This window comes from Nocardiopsis sp. iso_237, from assembly GCF_056173345.1.
The window spans coordinates 5,207,544-5,230,874 of record NZ_CM149669.1 but is presented as its reverse complement, the minus strand read 5'-3'; the positions used below and the strand labels follow the sequence as shown (position 1 = coordinate 5,230,874).

The window sequence follows — 23,331 nt, the reverse complement described above, 5'->3', positions numbered from 1 at the left end:
GAGGAACGGGGACCCACGAGGGCACGCGCACCCGAGGACACGGGTGTGGGATGGCTTACCGTGTGCAGACCCTAACCCATGGGCACCACCAGGGGACGCCAAGGCGCACCGCGGCACCAACGTGTCGGTGTGAACGCGCGACGGACACGCCGATAGGCTGCCCCCAGGCGGCGGAACCCCCTGTCAACCTGTCATAGCCCGCCAGACGAGAACGAAGAAGGCGGTGGAAACCGTGCCGCACGCGGTGGACCCCAACCGTGCAGCCCAGCACGGAAGCGTGGTCATGCGACTCCTCGACGAGCTCTTCCCGCTCGTCGAGGGCGTCTACGTCGACCTGCACAAGAACCCGGAGCTCTCCCACTCCGAACAGCGCACCGCCAGCGTCGTCGCGGAATGGCTGAACCGAACCGGCTACGAGGTCCACCGGGGCGTCGGCGGCACCGGTGTGGTCGGCATCCTCCGCAACGGCCCCGGCCCCACGGTGATGCTCCGCGCGGACATGGACGCCCTCCCCCTGGAGGAGAAGACCGGTCTGCCCTACGCGAGCACGGCCAAGGCCCACGGCCCCGACGGCGTCGAGGTCCCCGTCATGCACGCCTGCGGCCACGACGCGCACACCGCCTGCCTGATCGGCGTCGCCGACCTGCTCTCCGAGACCCGCGAGGAGTGGGCCGGGACCATCATGATCGTGGCGCAGCCGGGCGAGGAGACCCTCGACGGCGCCCAGGGGATGATCGACGACGGACTCTACGACCGCTTCGGCCGCCCGGACGTCATCCTCGGCCAGCACCTGGGTCCGCAGCCCGCCGGGCTCATCTCCCACCGGGCCGGGATCATCCTCGGCGCGGCCAGCGCCTACCGGGTGCGGATCTTCGGAGAGGGCGGCCACGCCTCCCAGCCGCACACCACCGTGGACCCGGTCCTCATCGCCGCGAACATCGTCACCCGCCTCCAGGGCGTGGTCTCGCGCGAGATCAGCCCCAGCGAGATGGCGGTGCTCACCGTCGGCAGGATCCAGGCGGGCACCAAGGCCAACATCATCCCCGACGAGGCCTACCTGGAGATCAGCACCCGGGCGCTCAACGAGAACGTCTCGGACCAGCTGGAGCGGGCCATCGAGCGCGTCGTGCGCGCCGAGGCGGCCGCCTCCGGGGCCAGCCGAGAGCCCGAGGTCGAGCGCTTCCAGAGCAGCGGGGTCACCCACAACGACCCGGCCAGCACCGCCGACGTCGCCGCCGCCCACCACGCCTACTTCGGCGGCGACTACGTCATCCACCTGCCCGACCCCTCCCCGGCGACCGAGGACTTCTGCCGCTTCGGACTGCCCGAGGACCCGCAGCCCATCCCGTACGTGTTCTGGTTCGTCGGCGCCACACCGCACGACGTGTGGGACAACGCCCCCGGCGACACCCCCTACGAGAAGATGGGGAACGTCCCGAGCAACCACTCGCCGTTCTTCTCACCCGACCGCGAACCCACCCTGCGGGCCGGGCTCGCGGCGCTCACCATCGCCGCCCTGTCCTACGTGGGCAGCGACAACCCCAACCCCGCCGCCATGGCGTCGCCGCCCGGAGCCGCCCCGATGGGCACGGCCTTCCCGGGCCCGGCGCCCTCCGAGGCGGCGGACACGCGCGGCAACACCGACCCCGGCGCCCACTCGGGGGAGGCCCAGCCCCGCACCGAGGCACCCGCCCCGGTCCACGCCCTCTCCGATCCCCTCTCCGACCCGCTGACCGGGCCGCGCCCGGCGGAGCCCAGCTTCTCGGACGAGGCCAACGACGCCTACGACAGCGCCTTCCTGGCCGCGTCCTCCGCCTGGCCGGAGGAGCCGGGCAAGGCCACCCACGACACCGACATGCAGTCGATGATGGGCCGCCAGGACCAGGAACGCCGCGACGAGTGGCGCAGTGAGAAGGCCGAGGAGTCGACCCTGTCCGCCGACATGGCCGCGATCATGGACGAGGACGAGGCCCCCGCTCCGCCGCCGTCGGCCCCGCCCGCCGGTCCCGCCTTCGGGGGGCCGCCGCCGATGGGCAGCGCCCACTCCGCGCCCCCGCCCCCCGGCCCGGACGACGACCTCCCCGACGCGCAGTACCGGCTCTGACCGCACGTGGGGGCCATCCTCTGGCGATGGGGTGACCCCCGCGTCCGCCGCTCCCTGCGCCATCACCGGGAGACACCCCTCCTGGTGGGCTGTGTCGCCGTCACCCTGCTCGCCGTCGGGGGCGCCGTCAGCCGTGCGCTCTCCGGCGACCCCAACGAGCCGCTGCTGCTCCTGAGCATCCCCCTGCTGGTCTTCTTCGTGCGCGGACAGCTCTACGCGCGGCAGCGGGTCAACGGTGTGCGCATCACCGAGGCGCAGTTCCCGGACGCGTACCGGATGGTCCAGGACGCCGCCCGCGCCTTCGGGATGAGCCAGGTCCCCGAGGCGTACATCGTGCTGGGCAACGGCACCATCAACGCGTTCGCCTCCGGGCACGGGTTCCGCCGCTACGTGGCCGTCCACAGCGACCTGTTCGAGGTGGGCGGCCGCCTGGGCGACCCCGACGCGCTGCGCTTCGTGATCGGCCACGAGGTCGGCCACATCGCCGCCGGGCACACCTCGTTCTGGCGCCAGTTCGCCGTCTCCATCGCCCAGGTGATCCCGGGGGTGGGCAGCACCCTGGGCCGCGCCCAGGAGTACACCGCCGACAACCACGCCTACGAGTTCTGCCCCGAGGGTGTGCAGGGCATCCGCGTTCTGGCCGCGGGCAAGTACCTGTACCCGGCCGTGGACTTCGACGACATCGCCGCGCGCGCCCACACCGACACGGGCTTCTTCGTGATGCTGGTCAACCTCCTGTCCAGCCACCCCGTGAACACGTTCCGCTTCGCCGCCCTGGCTGACCGGTCCACCCCCGGAAGGGTGCTCTAGGAGGTAGGGCCTCTTTTCACCTCCGCTTCGCTTCGGCCCGGGGTTCGGCGCCTTTGCAGAGGAACCTTCGGCACCTTCGGTGTGATGGCTCGTTCCTCGCAATCCCACCTGCGGCACCTCCAGAACCCTCTCCGGCGCCGAACGGGCACCCCCCGGTGGCCAAGACCAGGGGCAGGGCTCACGCCTGTGGCTCAGGCTGGGCGGACCGGCTTCCTCCATGACTGAGGTGCTCGCTTCGAGGTCGCTGGCCTGGGCCTACCGGTGTCCGGACCCGGCCGGGCGGTGGCCGAGCTGGGCGGGCAGGGGCTCGTGGCGCAGGTAGTCCCGGGTGAACACCCCGGTGCCGTGCGAGACCGAACGCAGCTCCACGGCGTAGCGCAGGATCTCCAGTTCGGGGACCTCCGCGCGGACCACCACCCGGCCGCCCGGCGCGGTCTCGGTGCCCACCACGCGTCCGCGCCGGGCGGCCAGGTCGCTGAGGACCGCGCCCAGGTGGGCGTCGTCGACCTCGACCGTCACCGTGTCCACCGGCTCCAGGACCGACAGCTCCGAGGAGGCGGCGGCATCCCTCAGAGCGAGCCTCCCGGCCTTCTGGAAGGCCATGTCGGAGGAGTCCACCGAGTGCGCCTTGCCGTCGTACAGGGTGACGCGCAGGTCCACCAGCGGGTGCCCGTCGGCCACGCCCTCGGCCATCTGGGCGCGGACGCCCTTCTCCACCGAGGACACGTACTGGCGCGGGACCACACCGCCCACGATCCGGTCCACGAACTCCAGACCGGCACCGGACGCCAGCGGCTCGACCCGGATCCGGCACACCCCGAACTCCCCGTGCCCACCGCTCTGCTTGACGTTGCGGCCCGTGCCCTGGCAGGGGACGGTGAAGGTCTCCCGCAGCGGGACGAGGACGTCCTCCGTCTCCACGCGCACCCCGTACCGGTGCTCGAGGCGGTCCAGGGAGGAGTCCAGGTGGGCCTCGCCGAGGCTCCACAGGACCATCTGGTGGGTCTCCTCGTTCACCCGCACCCGAAGGGACGGGTCCTCGGCCAGGAGCCGGGCCACCGCCAGGGAGAGCTTGTCCTCGTCGCCGGCGGAGGCCGCGCGGATCGCCACCGGCATGGTGGGGTCCGGGAAACGCCAGGGCGACACCCGGAGCGGCAGCTCGGGCGCGGAGAGCGTGTCCCCGGTCCGGGCCTCGGGAAGCTTCGCCACCAGGCACAGGTCGCCCGCGATCACCTCTCCCACCGGACGGGCCCTCGAACCGAGCGGGACGGAGAGGGCCCCCGTGCGCTCGTCGTCCCCGGACCGTTCCCCGTGCAGGTGCACGTCGGCGTCGGGCCGTAAGGTCCCGGAGAAGACCCGGACCAGGCTGACCCGGCCCACGTACGGGTCGGTGGACGTGGTCAGCACCTCCGCGACCAGAGGCCCGTCCGGGTCGCAGGACAGCCCCTCCACCGGTCGGCCGTCGGGGCGGGTCACCGACGGGAACGGGCGCCGGGTCGGGTCCGGGCAGGAGAGCGGGAGCTCGCGCAGGAGCTCGGGGACCCCCACGCCGTGGGTGGGGCTGAGCGCCAGGACGGGGTGGAACCCGCCCGCCGCCACCGCCTCCTTGAGGTCCTTGATGAGCAGGTCCGGGTCGAGCTCACCGCCCTCCATGTAGCGCTCCATGAGCGCCTCGTCCTCGCTCTCGGTGATGACCTCCTCGATCAGCGTCTCCCGCAACGGGCCCGCCTGTTCACGCAGCCAGTCGGGGGCGGAGTCCGGGCCGCCCTCGCCCGAGTAGTCGTGGTAGCGCTCCGAGACCAGTCCCCAGAGCCCCACCAGGGCGCGATGGTCCCCCGAACCCCGCATGGCGGGCACGTAGGCGGGGTGGACACCGGGGCCGAACGCCTCCTGGCAGCGCGCCACCACCGCGTCGAAGTCGGCGCGCGGATGGTCGATCTTGGTGACGGCCACGGCTCGCGGCATGCCGACGGCCGCGCACTCCTCCCACAGCATGCGGGTGCGTCCGTCCACGCCGTCCAGGGCCGAGATCACGAAGAGGGCGGCGTCGGCGCCCCGGAGCCCGGCGCGCATCGCCCCGACGAAGTCGGCGTAGCCGGGGGTGTCCAGCAGGTTGACCCTGACGTCGCCCACCATGATCGGGTTGAGGGTCAGGTGCACCGACCTCCTCTGGCGGACCTCGACCTCGTCGTGGTCGCTGACGGTCGTGCCCTCCTCCACGCTGCCGGGGCGCCTGATCTCCCCGGCGGCGAGGAGCAGCGCCTCGACCAGGGTCGTCTTGCCCGCGTCGGCGGGACCCACCAGCGCGACGTTGCGGATGTCCTGGGGCCCGTCGGCCCCGGGTACGGCTCGATCAACCATCCTCGTCCACCCAACCCTCGGGGTTCCGGGCGGTGGTCGTACGGGACCACCGCTGGTATGACCTGCGACACTCACCACCGTCGCTCTTCGCGGCTCCGACCACAAGGGGTACGCCGGTCCGTATCCGGGATGGGCGCTTCCGTGTCCCTATGACCCGGGTCGTTCTTCTAGGCTGTGCCCGTGCCATGGTCGGAGAGTCTTCCTCAATTCAGTCTCGCCGGGACCCTGCTGACGGTCCTGCTGCTGTTCTTCGCGGCGTTCGGCGAACCCCTGCTCGGACGGCGCGCGTTCGCGTGGCTGTCACGCCGTGAGAACGGCGACGAGCGCGCCCTCGGGCTGCTGTACGCCGTCACGATGGCGATCCACGTGCTGTGGGGCCTGCTGGTCCTCGCCGTGCTCCTGCTGTCGCCCGAGCTGAACCTGGTCGACCTGGGGCTGCGCGTCCCGGACGCCTTCGGCCCGATCGTGGGCGCCGCGATCGGCGGCACCGTCGCGCTGGCCGCCTTCTGGGTGCTGGTCAACGGTCTTCCCACCCGGGGCGCCAAGGGCGGTAAGGGCCGCAAGGGCCACCGGGGACGCCGGGGCGCGGCCAAGCCCATGACCCTGCCCGAACCCGGCCGTCGGCAGTACCTGCTGCTGCCGCGCACCGGCCGTGAGCGGGCGCTGGCGGCCGGGATGGCCGTCACCGGAGGTGTGTTCGGGGAGCTCCTCTACCGGGGTCTGTTCATCACGCTCGTCGCCAGCATGGGTGTCCCGCTGTGGATCGCCGCTGTGCTGTCCGTCCTGCTCTTCTCGCTGGCCCACGCCTACCAGGGCTGGTGGGGTCTGCTCAGCGCGGGCTTCTCGGGCACCCTGTTCACCGTGCTGTACCTGGGAACGGGCAGCCTGGTCGTGCCGGTGCTGGTGCACGTCGCGCTGAACCTGCGTTCGGTCGTCTTCCCCCCGGCCTCGGAGCGGGAGGCGGCGGAGGAGGCCCTGCGCCCGGACGAGGACTACTACGACGACGAGTACCCGGAGGACGAGTACGCGGACGACGGGTACCCGGACGACGAGTACGGTCGCACGGGTGAGTTCGAGGCGGTCGGGGAGGAGACGCCCGCGGGCCGGGCGCACGTCCAGGACACGCCTCCCCACGGTTCCGCGCCGGTCGACCCCCACCCGCAGGCCCCCCAAGGGCCGCCGCAGGGTCAGTTCCAGCAGGGTCGGCCCCCCGGCCAGTACCAGCAGGGCCCATCGCCGGACCAGTACCAGCCGGGACCGCTCCCCGGTCAGTACGCACCGGGACCACCGCCCGACCAGTTCCGGCAGGGTCCGCCGCCCGGCCGGTACCAGCAGGGTCCGCCCCCCGGTCAGTACGCGCCGGGTCCGCCGCCAGGCCAGTACCAGCAGGACCCACAGCCGGGGTATCCCGCGCCGAACCCGCAGCGGCCCGCCCCGCCCCAGGGCCTCCCTGACGGCCCGTACCCGGGTCCCCACCCCGGCCACCGGCCCGGGGGCGACACACCGGGGCCGCACTCCCCGTACAGGGACTGATCGTGCACGATGGAGTGGTGTCCGACGCCATTGACCACTCCATCGCCCAGCCCCGGGAGAACCGTTTCTGGCTGACCACCACGGACGGTGTGGGGATCGACGCCGTGCTGCTGCGCGGCTCCGTCCCCCGCACCACCGTGGTGGTCCTCGCCAACGGCTTCACCGGCACCTACCGGAGCCCGCACACGCGTGCCATCGCCCAGGGACTGCTGTCCGTCGGCGACGTGATGACCTTCGACTTCCGGGGCCACCACGGGTCCGGCGGGCGCAGCACCGTGGGCAACGCCGAGATCCACGACCTCGAAGCGGTCGTCGGCCGCCTGCGCGAACTCGGGTACACCCACATCGCCACCCTGGGCTTCTCCATGGGCGCCGCGGTCGCCATCCGGCACGCCGCCATCTTCGGCGGGGTCTGCGCCGTGGTGTCCGTGAGCGGCCCCAGCCGCTGGTACTACCGGGGCACCCGCTCCATGCGCCTGCTCACCTTCGGCGTGGGCCGCAGCTTCGGACGCGCCTTCCTACGGCGCTTCCGCAAGGTCCGCGTCACCGACCAGCGCTGGAACCCCACTCCGGCCGAACCCCGGGAGGTCGCCGGAGAGGTCGCCCCGGCGCCGCTGCTCGTCGTGCACGGCGACTCCGACAGCTACTTCCCCGTCTCACACGCCACCGCCATCCACGACGCGGCGCGCCAGCCGAAGGACCTGTGGATCGTCCGGGAGATGGGGCACGCCGAGCGGGCGGTCCGCCCCGAGCTCGTGGTCCGCCTGCGGGACTGGCTGGGGGAGCGGCTGCCCCAGCCGGAGCAGCCGGGATAGGGGAGCCGGGCCGTGTCGACAGCCCGCCACGGCTCGGTTAGAAAGGACGGATGATCCCATCTGGCTCCCCGGCCGCAGGTAGCGGTGCCCCCGTGCCCGACGACGACCTTCCCGGACTCCGGGGGCGGGGCTTCGCCCTCCTGATCATGGCCACCGCCGTCGGCCTCTGCGGGTTCGCCGCCGTCCTGCCCCTCGTCCCCCTGTGGGCCAGTCGGGGCGGCGCGGGCGAGTTCGGCGCGGGCGGCACCACCGCCGTCTTCATGCTCACCACGGTCCTCACCCAGCTGGCCATGCCCTGGCTCCTGGACCACGCGGGCGGCTACCGGTGGACCTTCCCCGTGGGCTCCCTCATCATGGGCCTGCCCATGCCGCTGTTCGCCCTCACCACCGACCTCGGCCCCCTGGTGGCCATCTCGGCGGTGCGCGGGATCGGTTTCGGGATGGTGACCGTGGCCGGGACCGCGCTCGCCGCCCGGCTGGTGGCCGCGCACCAGGTCGGCCGGGCCACCGGCTACTACGGACTGGCGATCGGCCTGCCGCAGGTCGTGATCCTGCCCGGCGGGGTGGCGCTGGCGCTCAGCCTCGGGTTCGACACCGCCTTCTGGCTCACCGGGATCTGCGGCGTGGTGGCGGCGGTGCTCGCCTCCGGCATCTGGTTCGCGGACGGCGGCCGCAACCGGGCGGCGCTGCGCGGAGCCGGACACGACGAGGGTGACACGGCGGCCCCCTCGGGCTCCTCGCGCGGACTTCCGCTGATGGTCGCCCTCGCCGCGCCGCTGGTGATCATGCTGGTGGTGGCCTCGGGTGCCAGCGGGGTCGTGACCTTCCTGGCGATCCCGCTCGAACGGGCCGCCTGGCTGGTCGGTACGCTGCTGGCCGCCTACGCCCTCGGCGTCGTCGCCGGGAGGTGGACCGCCGGGATCCTGTACGACCGGCACCGGCGCACCCTCCTGCTGATGCCGGGAACCCTCGCGGCGGCCGCCGGGGCGGGACTGATCACCGCCGGACTGTGGGCCAACGGCGACGCGACGCCCGGCGCGGGCGTGGCCCTGCTGGTCCTCGGCGGGTCGGCGCTGTTCGGCCTGGGGTTCGGCGCGGTGCAGAACGAGACCGTCACGGTGATGCTGGGCCGCGCGGGACCGGCCGGGTACGGCAGGGCCAGCGCGGCCTGGAACATCGGCTTCGACGCGGGCACGGGGGTCGGGGCGGTCGGCCTCGGCCTGCTCATCCAGCTCACCGGATACGGCCCCGCCTTCGCGGTGGTCGCCGTGGCCCTGGTCGCGGTCCTGCCGCTCGCGCGGGCCCGGGCGCCGCGGCCACGGATCAGTACGAGCTGATGTGCACGTGGTCGTAGTGGTTCTGGGTCAGGTCGCCGCGGTCGTTCATCCAGGTCCACTGGCGCGACGTCGACTGCCAGATCTGCTGCTCCCAGATGATGTACTTGATGCCCAGGCGGTCGGCGTTGGCGATGCCGTAGTCGGAGATCTGCTGGCCGAGGGCCTTGTTCGCGGCTGAGGGAGCGGCGCCGTTGGCGCTCATCATGAAGTCGCAGGCGGTACCGGTGCCGTGGTCGTCACTGCTGGGACGCCAGCAGCCCACCGGGTAGGGCGCGCCGAACTGCATGATGATCTCGTCGCGGATGGCCGCCATCCGGGGCGTGGTCTGCTCCCAGCCGCCGCCGCGCGCGCTGTCGGGGATCGAGCCGTTGCCGGGGTTCTCCGGAGCCTCCGGGACCTGCTCCTCCTCGTACTCCTCGATGCGCTTGGTGACCTCCTCGCGCTGCTCCTCCAGGTCGTCGATCAGCTCCGAGGCCTCGGACATCTCGTCCTGGAGCTCGCTGGTGAGCACGGCCTGCTCGTCGCGGAGCGTGATGAGCTCGGCGATCTGCTCGGCCTGGCTCTGTCCCAGGTAGTCGACGGTCGCGGCGTCCGCGAACATGTCCTCGGGCTGGCTGGAGAACACGATCTGGAGGGTCGGGTCGAAGCCGTCGCCCTTGTACTGGGCGGCGGCGATGGCCGACACCCCGCCGCGGGACTGCTCCAGGCGCTCGTCGAGCTCCTCGAGCTCGGCCTCGGCGGTCTCCACCCGGTCCTTGATCTCGGTGTACTGGAGCAGCTCGCCGTCGTAGGTCTCCTCCAGCTCCTCGGCCCGCTGGTTCAGCTCGTCGATGTCGACGTCGTCGTCGGGGTCGGCGTGGGCCGCACCGGGCAGGCCGACGAGGACGAGTGCGGTCACGGCGGCGACGGACGCCGTGAACCGGCCGCGACGAGTGGCGTTACGAGGAGTGGATGTCATTTCTGCTCCGTGGATGATCCGAGAGCATCCGCTGCGCCGAGGGGACGGTTGGGCCGTCACGGGAGGGGAGGTGCTCAGCGGACCATACGAGGTCTCGGTGATACGTGCACAGTGAGTTGACTCGCGTTGCTGTGGGGGTTGAGCGGGGGTCTGTCCAGAAGATACCCGGACCGGGTGACCGCACCGAACGTCCGGGTCAGGCTCTGCCGCCGAACGCGCTGGGCAGGCTGACGGAGGTCGAGGGGGCGGGCGTCTCCGAGGGCAGGAACCAGTCCGAGCGGCGGATGTCACGCAGGGCCTGCTTGCGGGTCCCGGCGTCCAGGCGGTCGATGTAGAGCATGCCGTCCAGGTGGTCGGTCTCGTGCTGGAGGCACTGCGCCATCAGGCCGGTGCCCTCGACGGTGACCGGCTCATTGCGCAGGTCCACGCCCCGGACCACGGCCCGCAGGGCGCGGCGGCTCCTGTACCAGAGGCGCGGGATGGACAGGCAGCCCTCGTCGCAGTCCTGGAGCTCCTCGGAGAGCTCGACGATCTCGGGGTTGATCACATAACCGGTACGGCCCTCGACGTCGTAGCTGAACACGCGCGAGCCGACCCCGATCTGGGTGGCGGCCACCCCGGCGCGCCCGGGGGCGTCCACGGTGTCGAGGAGGTCGCGGACCAGCTTCTCCGTGCGCTGGTCGAAGGTGGTCACGGGTGCGGTCCGGGTCACGAGGACGGGGTCGCCGAAGCGGACGATGGGGCGCATGGTCATGTCCCCAGATTAGTTGCCCGGCCCGGTGGGCGGACCGGTGGCTCAGGTGGCCAGCCCCGGCCGCAGGGACTCGTCCAGGACCATCTCGATGTAGTCGAGGGCGGCGCGGCGGCGGGCCAGGGCGCTCTCGTACAGGGAGGGGGCCTGGACGCCGCGCCGGACACGCAGGCACTCGTTGACGATGCGCTGCCAGCGGTCGGGGAAGGCGTGCAGGGCGTACAGGCCGGCCCCGGACTTGGAGGTGATCTCCCCGGTCTTCAGGGTGAAGTGCAGGCGGCTGACGCTGAGCACGCTCCAGGACGGGGCCAGCGAGCCGAGGACGGCCAGGCCGCGCGGGGTGACCAGGCGTCCGGCCTTCTCCCGCCAGCGGCGCCAGTGCTCGTCGAGGGAACCGAGGGACCAGGTGCGCAGGCTCTCCGGCTCGTCCCACACGTCCAGCTCGGAGGGGTGCGGGCCGCGCACGGTGACGCCCCGGTCGGCCAGGACGTGCCAGGTGACCGGGTTGACGTCGACGGAGGCGCGGTCGCGGAACCGGCCGTTGATGACGGAGGGGACGGGGCCGCAGGCCGAGGGGTCGCGGTTGAGCTCGTCCCAGGTGACGTGGACGCCGTTGAACTGGGGGCGCGGGACCTCGCTCCGGGTGCGCGCGTGCACGCGGCGCAGGGCGTCCAGGTCCTCCCGCTCGGCGCGGCGGTTGGTCACGATGACGAAGTCGACGTCGCTGGTGTGCGGGCGGAAGTCGCCGAGGGCGACCGAACCGGTCAGGTAGAGGCCCTGGACCAGGCCGGGAGACTCCTGGTCGGCGTTGGCGAGGAAAGCCTGGGTCAGCGTCTGCACCCGAGGGTGGACGGCCATGCTCAACTCCAGTCTGGGACGGCTCGGTGGTCTTCGGTGGTGGTCCGTACGGTGGGGCGGGCGGCCCCGTCGCGCTGTGGGGAGGTCCTCCGGTGTGCCGGGGGGACAGCGGGACGCTGGTGGGACCGGAGGTCCCTGCCCATTTGGTTCCCAGTGTGCTGCGGGTGCGGGGGTATCGCAAGTGATCACGCCGGACTCGCACCCTGTCTCCCCACGTCAAGTGGTGTGCGGTTCTGCTGGGGAGGGGGAGTGTGCACCCTTGACAACGGGGCTGCCATGTGGCAAGGGGTGGGAGCTCCATTTCCGGTGTGCGGGGTGAACCCGCGCATTCCGTGGCACGTGCATCCGGCCCGTGCATTCGCCTCGGTCATCCATTTACGGCGGATTTCTCTGGAGAGGTCCGGGAAAGGTTGTGAGTGGCGTCCGGGAGTTGGTCGAGAAATCGGGACCCGGTTCCCTTTGGGCGTTCCTCGTCGGCCTATTCGCGTGTCCCACGAGGTCAGTGGGGAGAAAGGGAAAGGCTGCGAGTTCCGAGTCCGCGTTCTGGAGACGCACGCCACTCTCCGGGGAAGTGGACACGCGTCCTCCGGTGGTGGATTGTTATGATTCACCAAGACTTCCCCTGGTGATAACCATCACAGCCATTGTCCACTGTTTTCCTCCGCGTAACACCGGGGCGCATTCACGAAACCCCGCCTCCCTACGCTCGGTGGACCATGGCTGACGCCTCAGCGATCCCAAGGAGCCGATCATGGTCCCCACGATGGTTCTCGTTGCCGACGACTCGCGAGACGCCCACCGACGCGAGGCCCTGTGCGGGCTGGCCGAAGCGGTGGCCGACCGCGGAGAGGCGCCCGTCTCGGCGGCCTTCGGCAGCCCGGACGAGGTCAGGGCGGCGATCCGCGCCGTCCGCGGCCCCAAGGTGGTGGTTCCGGCCTTCGTCGCGGGGGGCGACGTCGCCAGCGCCCACCTGCTCACCCAACTGGACCTCGGCCGCATGGGGGACTCCTGCCAGACCTCTCCCCTGGGAGCGGTCCCGTCGATCGTCGCGGACCTCGCCGGTCGGCTCGCGGACTCCGGCCGCAGACCGGACGACGGCGTGGTCCTGGCCGCCGACGGCACCACCGGTACCGAGGAGCGCCAGGTGGTCATGGACGTGGCCCGGATGCTGAGCCGACGCCTCTCCTCCCCGGTTCAGGTCGGCTACCTGCGCACCTGGGCGCCCTCCGTCCTCGACGCCGTCGCGCGGCTGCGCCGTGACGGCCAGGACCAGGTCGCCGTGGCCGCCTGGAGGCTGGTCGACGGACCCGACTTCGACCTGCTCCGGCGCCTCGACGCCACCGCGATCACCGCTCCGCTCTGGCCCTCCGAACTGGTCGTGGACACGCTCCTCGCCCAGCACCGGGCGGCCAAGGGGCGCCTCACCTGACGTGCCCGGGCGGTCCCCCTCCGTGGTGGCGCCGCCGCGAACAGCCACGATGCCGTTACCGTCGCCGCGAGGATGGGTATGTGCCCCACGGGCGGGAACTCCCCGCACCCGCGACGCGGCGACGGTGCGGCCACGGCCCCTACGCGAGGTACCCGAACGTCAACCCGGTGCGCGACCCCCTCCACGGCGGGCACCGGCGTGAGCGAACCGAAGGTGGATGTATGAACGACGGAACAGCGCAGTTCGTCGACGACCGGCAGCGCCGCCGCCTGGAACGGCGCTTCGGGGGCCACGTCACCGAGTGGCTCGCCGAGCTGCCCGCGATCGTCGAGAAGCTGGCCTCCGAGTGGGGGCTGACCGTCGAGGGCCCCGCCCCGCACGGGCGCACCTCCGTCGTCCTCTACGTGCGCCGCTCCGACGGCGTCGAGGGGGTCCTCAAGATCTCCCCGGACAGCGGCCTCTCCGTCTCCGAGGCCGACCTCCTGCGCATGTGGGCGCCCTCGCGGCGGGTGCCCGACGTGTGGGGGGTGGACGCCGACCGGGGCGCCTTCCTGATGGAACGGGTCGAGGGGGACACGGTGGCGGCCACCGGCGTGGTCCCCGCCATGGAGACCATCGGCGGCCTCGTCGCGGAACTCCACGCCGTGGAGGTCAGCCCGGCCGAACGCATGGAACTGCGCCCGCTCAGTGCCAGGGTGCAGTTCGTGTTCGAGATGTGGGGCCGTGAACGTGAGGAGGGCGCCGCCGCGGACATCGTCCCGGCCGCCGTGATGCACCGGGGCGCGGCCAACGCCCGCGACCTGGCCCACGGAGACGTCGACGTGGTCCCGCTCCACGGCGACCTGCACCCCGGCAACGTCATCGACGGCGGGGAGCGCGGACTGGTGGTCCTCGACCCGCGCGCCTGCCTGGGTGACGGCGCGGCGGACGCCGTCGACTGGGCCGTGTGGAAGGCCGCCGACGTCACCGAGGTGGAACGGCGCGTGGACGCGCTCGCCCGGGCGATGTCCGTGGACGCGAACCGGCTGATGGAGTGGGTGCGCGCCTTCGCCCCCTGCTTCGCGGTGGCCAAGGCCAACCGGGGACAGACCGACTCCGTGGAGTTCGACCTGATGATGGACCTGTGCGGGGCCGCCGCCCCCTGAGGGGGACGCCCCGCACGGGTGCACCCCGGACCCCGCGCCCCCGGGAAGGGCGCCCGCACCGTCCTCGGGCAGGGGGTCAGCCCTCCCGCTCGAAGCGGTAGCCGCGACCGGCCTCGGTGATGAGGTGGCGCGGGTGGGAGGGGTCGGGTTCGAGCTTGCGGCGCAGCTGGGCCAGGTAGACCCGCAGGTAGTTGGTCTCGTTCTGGTAGTTGGGCCCCCACACGTCGTGCAGGAGCTGGCGCTGGCTCACCAGCTGCCCGGCGTTGCGGGCCAGCAGCTCCAGGATGTGCCACTCCGTGGGGGTGAGCCGCACCTCCTCGCCGTCCCTGGTCACGCGCTTGGCGCCCAGGTCCACGTCGAAGGAGTCGGTGTGCACCACCGGGGCCTCCTCGGTCTGGACCGCGCGGCGCTCGGCGGCCCGCATCCGGGCCAACAGCTCGTCCATCCCGAACGGTTTGGTGACGTAGTCGTCCGCCCCCAGGTCCAGGCAGCGCACCTTCTCCCCGGCGGAGTGCCGGGCCGAGAGCACGATGATCGGCACCTGCGACCAGCCGCGCAGCCGTTGGATGACCTCGACGCCCTCCATGTCCGGAAGTCCGAGGTCCAGCAGCACCACGTGGGGGTGGCGCTCCGAGGCCAGGCGCAGCGCGCTCTCACCGTCCGGGGCGGTGTCCACGTCGTAACCGCGCGCCCTCAGGTTGATCCGCATCGCCCGGATGATCTGCACGTCGTCGTCGACGACCAGGACCCGCATGCCGCTCCTCACTCGTCCGCCTCGTCCACCGCACGCAGGGTGAACACCATGGTCAGTCCGCCGCCCGGGGTGTCCTCGGGGGCCAGGGTCCCGTGCATCGCCTCAACGAAACCACGCGCCACCGCCAGTCCGAGCCCCACCCCGGTGCCCTGGGGGGCGTCCCCCAGGCGTTGGAAGGCCTCGAACATCCGCTGTTTGGCCTCGTCCGAGACGCCCGGCCCCCGGTCCACCACCCGCAGCTGCACGCTGTCGCCGTGCGCGCTGGCGGCCACCAGCACCGGGAAGCGGGGATCGGGGTTGTACCGCACCGCGTTGGTGACCACGTTGGCCACCGCCCGGTCCAGCAGGCCCGCGTCCACGCGTACCCGGGGCAGGCCGTCCGGGACGTCCACCACGACCGCGTCGCCGGGAACGCCCAGCAGCGTCGCCGGGATCACCTCCTCCAGCGCCACCGGCCGCAGTTGCGGTCGCACGCTGTCGGTCTGCACCCGGCTCATGTCCAGCAGGTTCCCGATGAGCCGGTTCAGCCGGTCCGCCGACTCCTCGACGGTCTCCAGCAGCTCCGCGCGGTCCTCCTCGGAGAGCTGGATGTCCGTGGCCCGCAGACTGGACACGCTCGCCTTGATGGACGTGAGGGGTGTGCGCAGGTCGTGCGAGACCGCCGCCAGCAGCGCGGTGCGTATGCGGTTGCCCGCCACCTGGCCGCGCGCCTCGGCCGCGTCCCAGGCCAGCCGCTGGTGTTCCAGCGCGATCCCCACGTGCGTGGCGAAGGCCTCCATCACGCCCCGGTCGGCGGCGGGCAGCACCCGGCCGCGCAGCGCGAGGGCCACGGTGTCGGAGACCGCCACCAGGGCGTCCGCCTCCTCGGGGGCCTCACAGGCCGGTGCCCCCACACTGTGCACCGGGTACCAGCGGCCGTCGTCCAGGCGCTCCAACAGCGTCGCCGAGCGCTGCCCGAAGGTCTCCCTGATCCGCCGCAACAGCGCCTGGAGCGGTTCGTTCCCGGACAGCACGCTCGCGGCCAGGAGGGCGACGGCGTCCGCCTCCGCCCGCGCGCGCAGGGCCTGTGACGACCGCCGCGCGGCCATTTCGACCATGGTCGCCACCAACCCGCCCACGAGGATGAACGCCGTCATCGACAGGAAGTTGTCCAGCGACACCGAGGGCCGTCCGTGTAGCGGTGACAGCAGCACCGTGAGCAGGACCGCGCTCCACAGGGCCGAGGCCAGCGCCGGTCGCAGACCCCCGACGGCCGCCGTGGCCACGGTGATCAGCAACAGGAACAACGGGTCCGCCGCCGGTCCCACCTCGGAGAAGACCGGCAGCGCCAGCACCAGGGTGACCAGGGGAGGGGCCATCAGGGACAGCGACCACCCCCACAGCCGCCGGTGCTCGTTCAGGCCCCGGCCCGGCGCGGGCAGCGGCCAGCTCCCCCGACCCACCTCCTCGTGCGTGACGATGTGCACGTCGATGTCGCCGGACTCCCGGGCCACGATCGTGCCCACTCCGGGGCCGAACACGTACTGCCAGGGCCTCCTGCGGGAGGAGCCGAGGACGATCTGGGTGGCGTGGGCGCCGCGCGCGAACTCCAGCAGCGCCGAGGGCACGTCGCCCCCGACCACCTGGTGGTAGGTGCCGCCCAGCTCCGCGAGCAGGTGCCGCTGCCGCAGCAGCTCCCCGGTGGGGCGTTCACCGATCCCGCTCGGCGGCACCACGTGCACCGCCAGCAGGTGGCTCGGTTGGGGGCGCCCGCCTCGTGAGCGGGCCGCGACCCGGGCGGCGCGGCGGATCAGGGTCTCGCCCTCCGGGCCCCCGGTGAGCGCCACCACGACCCGTTCCCGGGCTTCCCAGGTGTCGCGGATCTCGTGCTCGCCCAGGTAGTGGCTGAGCCCCTCCTCGACCCGGTCGGCGGTCCAGAGCAGGGCGAGTTCACGCAGGGCCGCCAGGTTCCCCTCGCGGTAGTAGTCGGCCAGCGCGGCGTCCACCCGCTCGGCGGGGTGCAGGTCGCCGTGGGCCATCCGGCGGCGCAGCTCCTGGGGGGTGGCGTCGACCAGCTCGATCTCGGCGGCGGCGCGCACCACCCGGTCCGGGACGGTGTACTCGGGCCGGACGCCGGTGATCTGGTGGACGACGTCGTACAGGGAGTCCAGGTGGTGGATGCCCACGGTGGCCAGGACGTCGATCCCCGCCGACAGGAGCTCCTCCACGTCCTGCCAGCGGGTGGGGTTGGGGGAGCCGGGGTCGTTGGGCCGGGCGAGGTCGTCCACCAGGACCAGTCGGGGCGCGCGGGTGATCACGGCGGCGGTGTCCACCGCCCCCGTGGGCAGGGGCGGGACGGTCTCCAGGCCCTCCAGCAGCGCGGAGGTCTGGGCGCGGCGGTGGGTGTGGACCGCGCCGACCACCACGTCGGTCCCGCGTTCGGCACGGCGTCGCGCCTCGGCCAGCGCGTGGTGCGTGCTCCCGACACCGGGGGCCGAGCCCAGGTGGATACGGAGTGTTCCTTTCACGTGTCCCATTGTGGGTGCGCGGAGCCGCGAACGCCTTCGTCCGGGTGTGATCATGGCGACGGTAGGTGACCGAAAGAGGACGCGCGCAGATTCTTCACGTCCTGTGTCCGGTAGAACTTGAAGGGCCCGATTTCGACAGATCAGACCACGAGGTACCCCCATGGGACAGCCCCCGCCCCCGAACGGCCCGCAGGGCCCCTACCCCGGCCAGCCGCCCCAGGGCCCGCCGCCCGGGTACGGGCAGCAGCCGCCCCAGGGTCCTCCCGGCCAGTTCCCCCCGCAGGGGATGCCTCCCCAGGGTCCGCCGCCCGGGTACGGCCACCAGCCGCCCCAGGGCCCGCCCCCGGGTTTCGGTCAGCAACCTCCGCAGGGACCTCCTGGCCAGTTCCCCCCGCAGGGGATGCCTCCCCAGGGTCCGCCGCCCGGCTACGGACCGCAGGGCGCCCCCAAGAAGAAGACCGGTCTGATCGTGGGCGCCGCCATCGGCGCCGTGGTGCTGGTCGCGGCCATCGGCGGCGTGGTGATCGCGCTCAACTCCAGCTCGGTGTACACGGCCATGCCTAACAACTGCGCCGACGCCTTCGACAACCGCGTGATGAGCCCCTTCTTCGAGGGGGACGTCCCCTCGGCGTCCGGCGGCTTCGATCCGGAGGACCGGTCCATCGGAGAGTCGTTCGGCACCCTCTCGTGCTCGATCGAGTCCGACGACGCCTACATCGAGGTCACCGCGGAACTCATCGATCCCGACGACCCGGAGACCCAGCGGGACCTGGACGAGCTGTTCAGCGGGGAAACGATCCGCGACGAGCTGCCTGACTCGCTCCCGCCCGCCGGCGAGATCACGGACACGGAGCACGGGTACGGCGTGACGTCCCAGGTCCTGTGGGACTTCGCCTCCATCGGCACCGAGAGCCTCGTGTTCGCCTCGATGGCCGAGGGCGGCGGCGACATGGTCAGCGCCTCGGCCTCCGGGGGCATGGGAACCTTCCTCACGGACAACATCGTCGGCGTCGTCGTTGTGAGCGGTGCCGGGAGCGATGGTGACGTGCAGGACCTGTTCAACACCGTGGAGTCCGTCAGCAGTGACGTCTCCCGCCAGCTCAAGCGCTCGGCGGAGAAGTAGGCGGTCGCGCCGCCCCCGCACCGGTGACGTGCGGGGGCGGCGCGGGCCGTGACGACCTCCCTCAACGGACATCGGAGCGCAAGGCACCACCATGGGACATCCCCCGCCCCCGAACGGCTCTCCCGACCCCTTCCCGGGGGTGCCCGGGCCGCCTCCCCCTCCCGGCCGACCCCCGGGCTCGGCGCCCCGCCGACGGTGGGGCCCGATCCTCGGCGGGACCGGAGCGGTCCTCCTGCTCCTGGTCTCCACGGGGGTCGTGGTGGCGTCCCTCTCCGGTGGCAACGGCCCCTACGCCTCCCTGCCCGGGTGCGGCACGCTGATGCCGCGCGAACTCCTCCAGGAGATCCCCGGTGTCGGCGCCCCGAGGGCCAGCGGTCAGTACACGGACTACAGGGAGGCGGGGGCGGGCGCCCTCCTCAGGGACGACGACTTCGCCTTCGTCGGCGCCCTGCCCTGCGAAGTGACCGACGGTGGCGAGGTCCTGATGGTCGTCGACATCTCGTTGAGCGAGCCCCGCCCCTCGGATCCGGAGGCCGCCCAGCGGCTCAACGAACACCTCGTCGAGGCGATGGGGGAGCGCCGCGAGCCCTGGGAGAACGGTGACGCGTTCGACTCCGCCCTGGGCCGGGACGTGCGTGAGTGGCGCGAGACCGGGGTCGGGGACGGAGGGACCGTCGCGTTCATGGAGACCTCCGACAACTCCCGCTCACGGGAGGCGGTGATCTTCGAGTTCGTCACCGACAACCTCTGGGTCCGGGCCCTCCACACCCCCGAGGGCACCCCGGAAACGGGGGAGACCCTCGACCGCATGGAGCGGTTCTCCGAGCGGCTGCACCGGCGGATCACCCGGGAGGCGGAACCGGCCGTCTGACGCACGGCCGGGCGCGGACCCCCTCGGAGTCCGCGCCCCGCCCGACCGCTCAGGCCTCCGGGATGAGCTTGCCCGGGTTGAGCACACCCTCCGGGTCCAGCGCCGACTTCACCGCGCGCAGCACGTCGGCGCCCAGCGGGCCCAGCTCGGCCGCCATCCACGGGCGGTGGTCGGTGCCCACGGCGTGGTGGTGCGTGATGGTGCCGCCGTTGGCCACGATCGCGTCCGAGGCCGCCCGCTTGGCGCGGTCCCAGCGCGTGGCCGGGTCCTCGCCCGCGCCCGTGGCCACGGTGAAGTACAGCGAGGCACCGGTGGCGTAGGTGTGCGAGACGTGGCACTGCACCACGGCCCCGCTCTCGTCGTCGTCCAGGGCACCGGTCAGGGCGCCCGCCACGGCCGTGTACAGGGGCAGCAGGTCGCTCCAGGACGCGGCGGTCTCCAGGGTCTCCGCCAGGATCCCCGCCGACAGCAGGGTGTCGCGCAGGTACGGGGCGTGGAAGCGGGTCTCGCGCCAGTGCGCCACCGGGTCCGGGCCGAGCGGGGTGCCGCCCGCCGCCTCCATGACCTCCCGGACCACGGCCGCGCGCGCCTCGACCTCGGCGTCGGTGCCCTCGAAGCCCAGCACGGCCTGGCAGCCGGGGACGGCCTCGCGCCCGCCGAGGGCCGCGTTCACGAAGGTCTCGGTCTCGTCGGACAGCCGCGCCATGGTGGGCCGGGTGTCCGACTGCGCGAGGGTGCGCAGCGCGTCCACCCCGGTGGCGTAGTCGGGGAAGGACCAGGCCTCGTCCAGGACCCGCTCCGGCCTCGGACGGACGCGGACGGCCACCTCGGTGATGACGCCCAGCGTGCCCTCCGAACCCACGAACAGACGGCGCAGATCGGGTCCGGCGGCGGAGGCCGGCGCGCCGCCCGCGTCCAGGGTGCCGCGCGGTGTGGCGACCCGCAGGCCCACCACCATGTCCTCGAACCGCCCGTACCCGGCGGAGGCCTGGCCGCTGGAGCGGGTGGCGGCGTACCCGCCGATGGTCGCGTACTCGTAGCTCTGCGGCACGTGCCCGAGGGTGAGGCCGTGCTCGGCCAGCATCGCCTCGGCGTGCGGGGTGCGCACGCCCGCGCCGAGGACGGCCGTCAGGGACGTGGCGTCCAGGGAGACCAGCCGGTTCAGGCGGCGCAGGTCGAGGGTGACGACCGCGCGGAAGCCGCCGTCCAGGGGGGAGACCCCGCCCACCACGCTGGTGCCGCCGCCGAAGGGCACCACGGCCACGCGTTCCGCCGAGCAGAGGGCCAGGATCCGCTCCACCTCGTCGTGGTCGGCCGGGTACAGCACGGCGTCGGGGGCGGGGGCCCGACCGGCCCGGCGGGCGAGGAGGTCGGGGGTGCTCTTGCCGCCGGCGTGGACCAGGCGGGTGGCGTCGTCCGCGAGCACGTGCCCGGCGCCGAGGACGTCGGTGAAGGCCGCCAACAGCGGGCCGTCCAGGCGCGAGGGGGACAGTTCCACATCCGACGCGGCCACCGGGGGCATGTCCGCGGTCCTGGTGCGCAGCACCTGGGAGACCAGTTCACGCAGTCCGGGGTCGAGCTCCTTCGCCTTCGCGGGGTCGCCCCAGGCGTACCAGCTCATGTCCGGAGCGGTGGCGGCGGTGTCGGTGAGGCTGACAACGCCGGATTCAGTGCGAGCATCGTGGGTCATGCTCTACAGTTTTACACATGGCGTCAAAACGTAACGTAGAGGACGACATCCTCGACGCGGCGCGCGCATGCGTCGAGGCCTTCGGCGTCCGCCGCACCACCCTGACCGACGTGGCACGGCGCGCGGGGGTCAGCCGCCCCACCGTCTACCGGCGGTGGCCCGACGTGACCGCCCTCGTCGCCGACCTGCTCACCCGCGAGCTCCGGCAGATCCTCGTCGCGGAGGAGGTGGGCCCCGGCGGCGCGGAGAGCATCCGCGCGCAGCTGGTACGGCACGCCGCCAGGGTCGCCCGGGCGATGCTCGCCCACCCGCTGGTCACCCGCATCGTGGACACCGAACCCGAGCTCCTGGCCACCTACACCTTCCACCGGCTCGGCAGCAGCCACCGGGCCGCGCTGGAACTCCTCGAACCGGCCGTCGCGCAGGGCCAGGCCGACGGATCGGTGCGCGGGGGAGACCCCGCCGTCCTGGCGCACCTGATCATGGTCACGGTGCAGAACACCGTCACGTCCCACCGCCTCCTCACCGACGTCCTCGACCACGACGGCCTGGTCGACGAGCTGTCCACCCTGCTGGACGGCTACCTCCGGCCCTGATCCACCGCTCCCGGCCCCTGCTCCCCGGCCACCCTCTCTCGGAAAGGACGCCACGATGCGTCAGCAGAACCGGTCCGCATCCCTGAACGCCGCCCGGCGCGCCGCCGACCTCGCTGAACTGGAGGCACGTCCCGAGGTGGACGTCCTGGTGGTCGGCGGGGGAGTCACCGGCACCGGGGTGGCCCTGGACGCCGCCGCACGCGGTCTGTCCACGGTGCTCGTCGAACGCGAGGACCTGGCGTTCGGCACCAGTCGCTGGAGCTCCAAACTGGTCCACGGGGGGCTGCGCTACCTCGCCAAGGGGCAGGTCGGCATCGCCTACGAGAGCGCCCGCGAGCGCGACGTCCTCATGCGCGTCACCGCCCCCCACCTGGTCCGGCCCATGCCGATGGTGGTCCCGGTCTTCCGCGGGTCCGGTCTGGCCCGCTCCCTCTTCGTCCGCACCGGTATGGGCCTGGGCGACCTCCTGCGCGTGCTGTCCGGCACCCCCTCCTCGGTGCTGCGCGCCCCCCGCCTCCTCAACGCCCGCCAGACCACGCGCCTGTTGCCCGGGGTGCGGACCGAGGGGCTGCTCGGCGGCATCCTCTCCTTCGACGGGCAGCTCGTCGACGACGCCCGCCTGGTGGTGGGCATCGCCCGCACCGCCGCACGCGAGGGCGCCCGGATCATCACCCGCTGCTCCGCCGAGAGCGTCAGCGCGGACGGGGTGGTCCTGCGCGACGAGACCACCGGCCGGATCATCCCGGTCCGGGTGCGCGCGGTGGTCAACGCGACCGGCGTGCACGCCGACGCGCTCGACCCCAGCGTCCTGCTGAGTCCGAGCCGGGGCACCCACCTGGTGCTGGACGGGGTCAGCCTCGGCAACCCCACGGCCGCGCTCACCGTCCCGCTGGAGGGCAGCGTGAGCCGGTTCGTGTTCGCGCTTCCCCAGCCCGACGGCCGGGTCTTCGCCGGGCTCACCGACGAACCCGTGGACGGCCCCGCCGCCCGCGTGCCCGAGGTCCCCGAGGAGGACGTGGACTTCCTGCTCACCCAGTTCAACCGCGCACTGGCGACCCGCCTGACCCGGGCGGACGTCATCGGCTCCTTCGCCGGGCTGCGCCCGCTGCTCCAGGGGGACGGCTCCAGCGCCAACCTCTCCCGCGAGCACTCCGTCTCGGTCGCGCCCAACGGCACGGTGACCGTGGTCGGCGGCAAGCTCACCACCTACCGCGCGATGGCGGAGGAGACCGTGGACGCGCTCGTGGCCGCGCACCGCCTGTCGGCGGGGCCCTGCCGCACCCGCACGATCCCGCTCGTGGGCGCCGCCTCCCACGAGGAGCTCGACGGGTTGGACGCCCCGCGCCACCTGGTGGCCCGGTACGGAACCGAGGCGCTCGACGTGGTCGCCGAGGCTGGCGGAGACCCGGCGGCGCTGACACCGGTGGTCCGGGGCATCACCCCCGCCGAGCTCCGCTTCGGCGTGCGGCACGAGGGCGCTCTGGACGTGGCGGACCTGCTGGAACGCCGGAGCAGGCTGGCCCTGGTCGACGCCGAGCGGGAGCGCGCCGAGGACGCGGCCAAGGAGGCCCTGGCCCTGGCTGAGTGACGGGAGGGGGCGGGAGGGGGGACGGATACGGCTAATTCGGGAACTCACCACACCGGGCTCCCCTGTTCCGCGACGATGTGATCGCGTAAGGTCATACCGGT

At 72.8% G+C, this 23,331-nt stretch carries 17 protein-coding genes and 1 pseudogene; 11 read left to right on the top strand and 7 right to left on the bottom strand.

The genetic code is table 11. The features are described 5' to 3' along the window. Positions 1-223: 223 nt before the first annotated feature. Complete coding sequence (locus tag AC0VYM_RS23580) at positions 224-2,104, top strand: amidohydrolase (protein ID WP_475455665.1); 1,881 nt, start codon at positions 224-226, stop codon at positions 2,102-2,104. Positions 2,105-2,158: 54 nt separating this feature from the next. Then, complete coding sequence (locus tag AC0VYM_RS23575; protein WP_475463189.1) at positions 2,159-2,914, top strand: M48 family metallopeptidase; 756 nt, start codon at positions 2,159-2,161, stop codon at positions 2,912-2,914. A gap of 255 nt (positions 2,915-3,169) precedes the next feature. Here the strand turns inward: AC0VYM_RS23575 and AC0VYM_RS23570 are convergent, their stop codons facing one another. Continuing rightward, positions 3,170-5,275 carry an elongation factor G-like protein EF-G2 gene (locus tag AC0VYM_RS23570; RefSeq protein ID WP_475455663.1) on the bottom strand — a complete coding sequence of 702 codons (2,106 nt, stop codon included), beginning with the start codon at positions 5,273-5,275 and terminating at the stop codon, positions 3,170-3,172. A 180-nt stretch (positions 5,276-5,455) separates the two neighbouring features. Between AC0VYM_RS23570 and AC0VYM_RS23565 the strand changes: the two genes are divergently transcribed. Genes AC0VYM_RS23565 through AC0VYM_RS23555 form a run of 3 tightly spaced genes read left to right on the top strand, consistent with a single transcriptional unit; the run spans position 5,456 to position 8,960 of the window. Further along, on the top strand, positions 5,456-6,808 hold the full coding sequence (locus AC0VYM_RS23565) for a CPBP family intramembrane glutamic endopeptidase (RefSeq protein WP_475455662.1): 1,353 nt from the start codon (positions 5,456-5,458) through the stop codon (positions 6,806-6,808). A gap of 17 nt (positions 6,809-6,825) precedes the next feature. After that, a complete protein-coding gene (locus AC0VYM_RS23560) occupies positions 6,826-7,623 on the top strand; it encodes an alpha/beta hydrolase (protein ID WP_475455660.1) in 798 nt (265 codons plus the stop codon). Between the two features lie 50 nt (positions 7,624-7,673). Next, the gene (locus AC0VYM_RS23555; RefSeq protein WP_475455658.1) at positions 7,674-8,960 is read left to right on the top strand and encodes an MFS transporter; all 1,287 of its coding nucleotides are present in this window, start codon (positions 7,674-7,676) and stop codon (positions 8,958-8,960) included. Here the strand turns inward: AC0VYM_RS23555 and AC0VYM_RS23550 are convergent. From AC0VYM_RS23550 to AC0VYM_RS23540, 3 genes are all read right to left on the bottom strand, one after another. Further along, positions 8,947-9,918: a coiled-coil domain-containing protein gene (locus AC0VYM_RS23550; protein ID WP_475455656.1), complete on the bottom strand. Its 972-nt coding sequence runs from the start codon at positions 9,916-9,918 to the stop codon at positions 8,947-8,949. The genes AC0VYM_RS23555 and AC0VYM_RS23550 overlap by 14 nt on opposite strands. Before the next feature lie 196 nt (positions 9,919-10,114). After that, positions 10,115-10,672 (bottom strand): peptide deformylase, encoded by a 558-nt coding sequence (def, locus tag AC0VYM_RS23545; protein ID WP_475455654.1) that lies wholly within the window; start codon positions 10,670-10,672, stop codon positions 10,115-10,117. 42 nt (positions 10,673-10,714) lie between these two features. After that, entirely contained in the window at positions 10,715-11,527 is an 813-nt protein-coding gene (locus tag AC0VYM_RS23540) for an aminoglycoside adenylyltransferase domain-containing protein (protein ID WP_475455652.1), read from the bottom strand. 751 nt (positions 11,528-12,278) lie between these two features. On the opposite strand from AC0VYM_RS23540, the gene AC0VYM_RS23535 reads away from it, so the two are divergent. Both AC0VYM_RS23535 and AC0VYM_RS23530 read left to right on the top strand, forming a co-directional pair. After that, positions 12,279-12,956 (top strand): sirohydrochlorin chelatase, encoded by a 678-nt coding sequence (locus AC0VYM_RS23535; RefSeq protein ID WP_475455650.1) that lies wholly within the window; start codon positions 12,279-12,281, stop codon positions 12,954-12,956. 221 nt (positions 12,957-13,177) lie between these two features. Then, positions 13,178-14,101, top strand: coding sequence for an aminoglycoside phosphotransferase family protein (locus AC0VYM_RS23530; protein ID WP_475455648.1), 924 nt, complete (start codon positions 13,178-13,180; stop codon positions 14,099-14,101). A 76-nt stretch (positions 14,102-14,177) separates the two neighbouring features. Here the strand turns inward: AC0VYM_RS23530 and AC0VYM_RS23525 are convergent, their stop codons facing one another. Both AC0VYM_RS23525 and AC0VYM_RS23520 read right to left on the bottom strand, forming a co-directional pair. Further along, the gene (locus tag AC0VYM_RS23525) at positions 14,178-14,855 is read right to left on the bottom strand and encodes a response regulator (protein ID WP_475455646.1); all 678 of its coding nucleotides are present in this window, start codon (positions 14,853-14,855) and stop codon (positions 14,178-14,180) included. Further along, a pseudogene (locus AC0VYM_RS23520) lies at positions 14,839-17,371 on the bottom strand (ATP-binding protein); the annotation flags it as partial. The gene AC0VYM_RS23525 and the pseudogene AC0VYM_RS23520, both read right to left, overlap by 17 nt. A 391-nt stretch (positions 17,372-17,762) precedes the next feature. On the opposite strand from AC0VYM_RS23520, the gene AC0VYM_RS23515 reads away from it, so the two are divergent. Together AC0VYM_RS23515 and AC0VYM_RS23510 are read left to right on the top strand one after the other, a co-directional pair. Continuing rightward, positions 17,763-18,485, top strand: a complete 723-nt coding sequence (locus AC0VYM_RS23515) for a hypothetical protein (protein WP_475455644.1) — start codon at positions 17,763-17,765, stop codon at positions 18,483-18,485. 91 nt (positions 18,486-18,576) lie between these two features. After that, positions 18,577-19,356: a hypothetical protein gene (locus tag AC0VYM_RS23510; protein WP_475455643.1), complete on the top strand. Its 780-nt coding sequence runs from the start codon at positions 18,577-18,579 to the stop codon at positions 19,354-19,356. 49 nt (positions 19,357-19,405) lie between these two features. On the opposite strand, the gene AC0VYM_RS23505 is transcribed toward AC0VYM_RS23510, so the two are convergent. Next, positions 19,406-21,046, bottom strand: coding sequence for an FAD-binding oxidoreductase (locus tag AC0VYM_RS23505; RefSeq protein WP_475455641.1), 1,641 nt, complete (start codon positions 21,044-21,046; stop codon positions 19,406-19,408). A gap of 17 nt (positions 21,047-21,063) precedes the next feature. Here AC0VYM_RS23505 and AC0VYM_RS23500 point away from each other — a divergent pair, with 17 nt between their 5' ends. Next, complete coding sequence (locus AC0VYM_RS23500; RefSeq protein WP_475455639.1) at positions 21,064-21,642, top strand: TetR/AcrR family transcriptional regulator; 579 nt, start codon at positions 21,064-21,066, stop codon at positions 21,640-21,642. Positions 21,643-21,697: 55 nt separating this feature from the next. Continuing rightward, a complete protein-coding gene (locus AC0VYM_RS23495) occupies positions 21,698-23,230 on the top strand; it encodes a glycerol-3-phosphate dehydrogenase/oxidase (protein WP_475455637.1) in 1,533 nt (510 codons plus the stop codon). Positions 23,231-23,331: the final 101 nt, after the last annotated feature.

Coding starts and splice junctions, on each gene's coding strand:
- AC0VYM_RS23570 (WP_475455663.1), bottom strand. CDS start 5,275: ATGGTTGATCGAGCCGTACCCGGGGCCGACGGGCCCCAGGACATCCGC.
- AC0VYM_RS23555 (WP_475455658.1), top strand. CDS start 7,674: ATGATCCCATCTGGCTCCCCGGCCGCAGGTAGCGGTGCCCCCGTGCCC.
- AC0VYM_RS23550 (WP_475455656.1), bottom strand. CDS start 9,918: ATGACATCCACTCCTCGTAACGCCACTCGTCGCGGCCGGTTCACGGCG.
- def (WP_475455654.1), bottom strand. CDS start 10,672: ATGACCATGCGCCCCATCGTCCGCTTCGGCGACCCCGTCCTCGTGACC.
- AC0VYM_RS23540 (WP_475455652.1), bottom strand. CDS start 11,527: ATGGCCGTCCACCCTCGGGTGCAGACGCTGACCCAGGCTTTCCTCGCC.
- AC0VYM_RS23535 (WP_475455650.1), top strand. CDS start 12,279: ATGGTCCCCACGATGGTTCTCGTTGCCGACGACTCGCGAGACGCCCAC.
- AC0VYM_RS23530 (WP_475455648.1), top strand. CDS start 13,178: ATGAACGACGGAACAGCGCAGTTCGTCGACGACCGGCAGCGCCGCCGC.
- AC0VYM_RS23525 (WP_475455646.1), bottom strand. CDS start 14,855: ATGCGGGTCCTGGTCGTCGACGACGACGTGCAGATCATCCGGGCGATG.
- AC0VYM_RS23515 (WP_475455644.1), top strand. CDS start 17,763: ATGCCTCCCCAGGGTCCGCCGCCCGGCTACGGACCGCAGGGCGCCCCC.
- AC0VYM_RS23510 (WP_475455643.1), top strand. CDS start 18,577: ATGGGACATCCCCCGCCCCCGAACGGCTCTCCCGACCCCTTCCCGGGG.
- AC0VYM_RS23505 (WP_475455641.1), bottom strand. CDS start 21,046: ATGACCCACGATGCTCGCACTGAATCCGGCGTTGTCAGCCTCACCGAC.
- AC0VYM_RS23500 (WP_475455639.1), top strand. CDS start 21,064: ATGGCGTCAAAACGTAACGTAGAGGACGACATCCTCGACGCGGCGCGC.
- AC0VYM_RS23495 (WP_475455637.1), top strand. CDS start 21,698: ATGCGTCAGCAGAACCGGTCCGCATCCCTGAACGCCGCCCGGCGCGCC.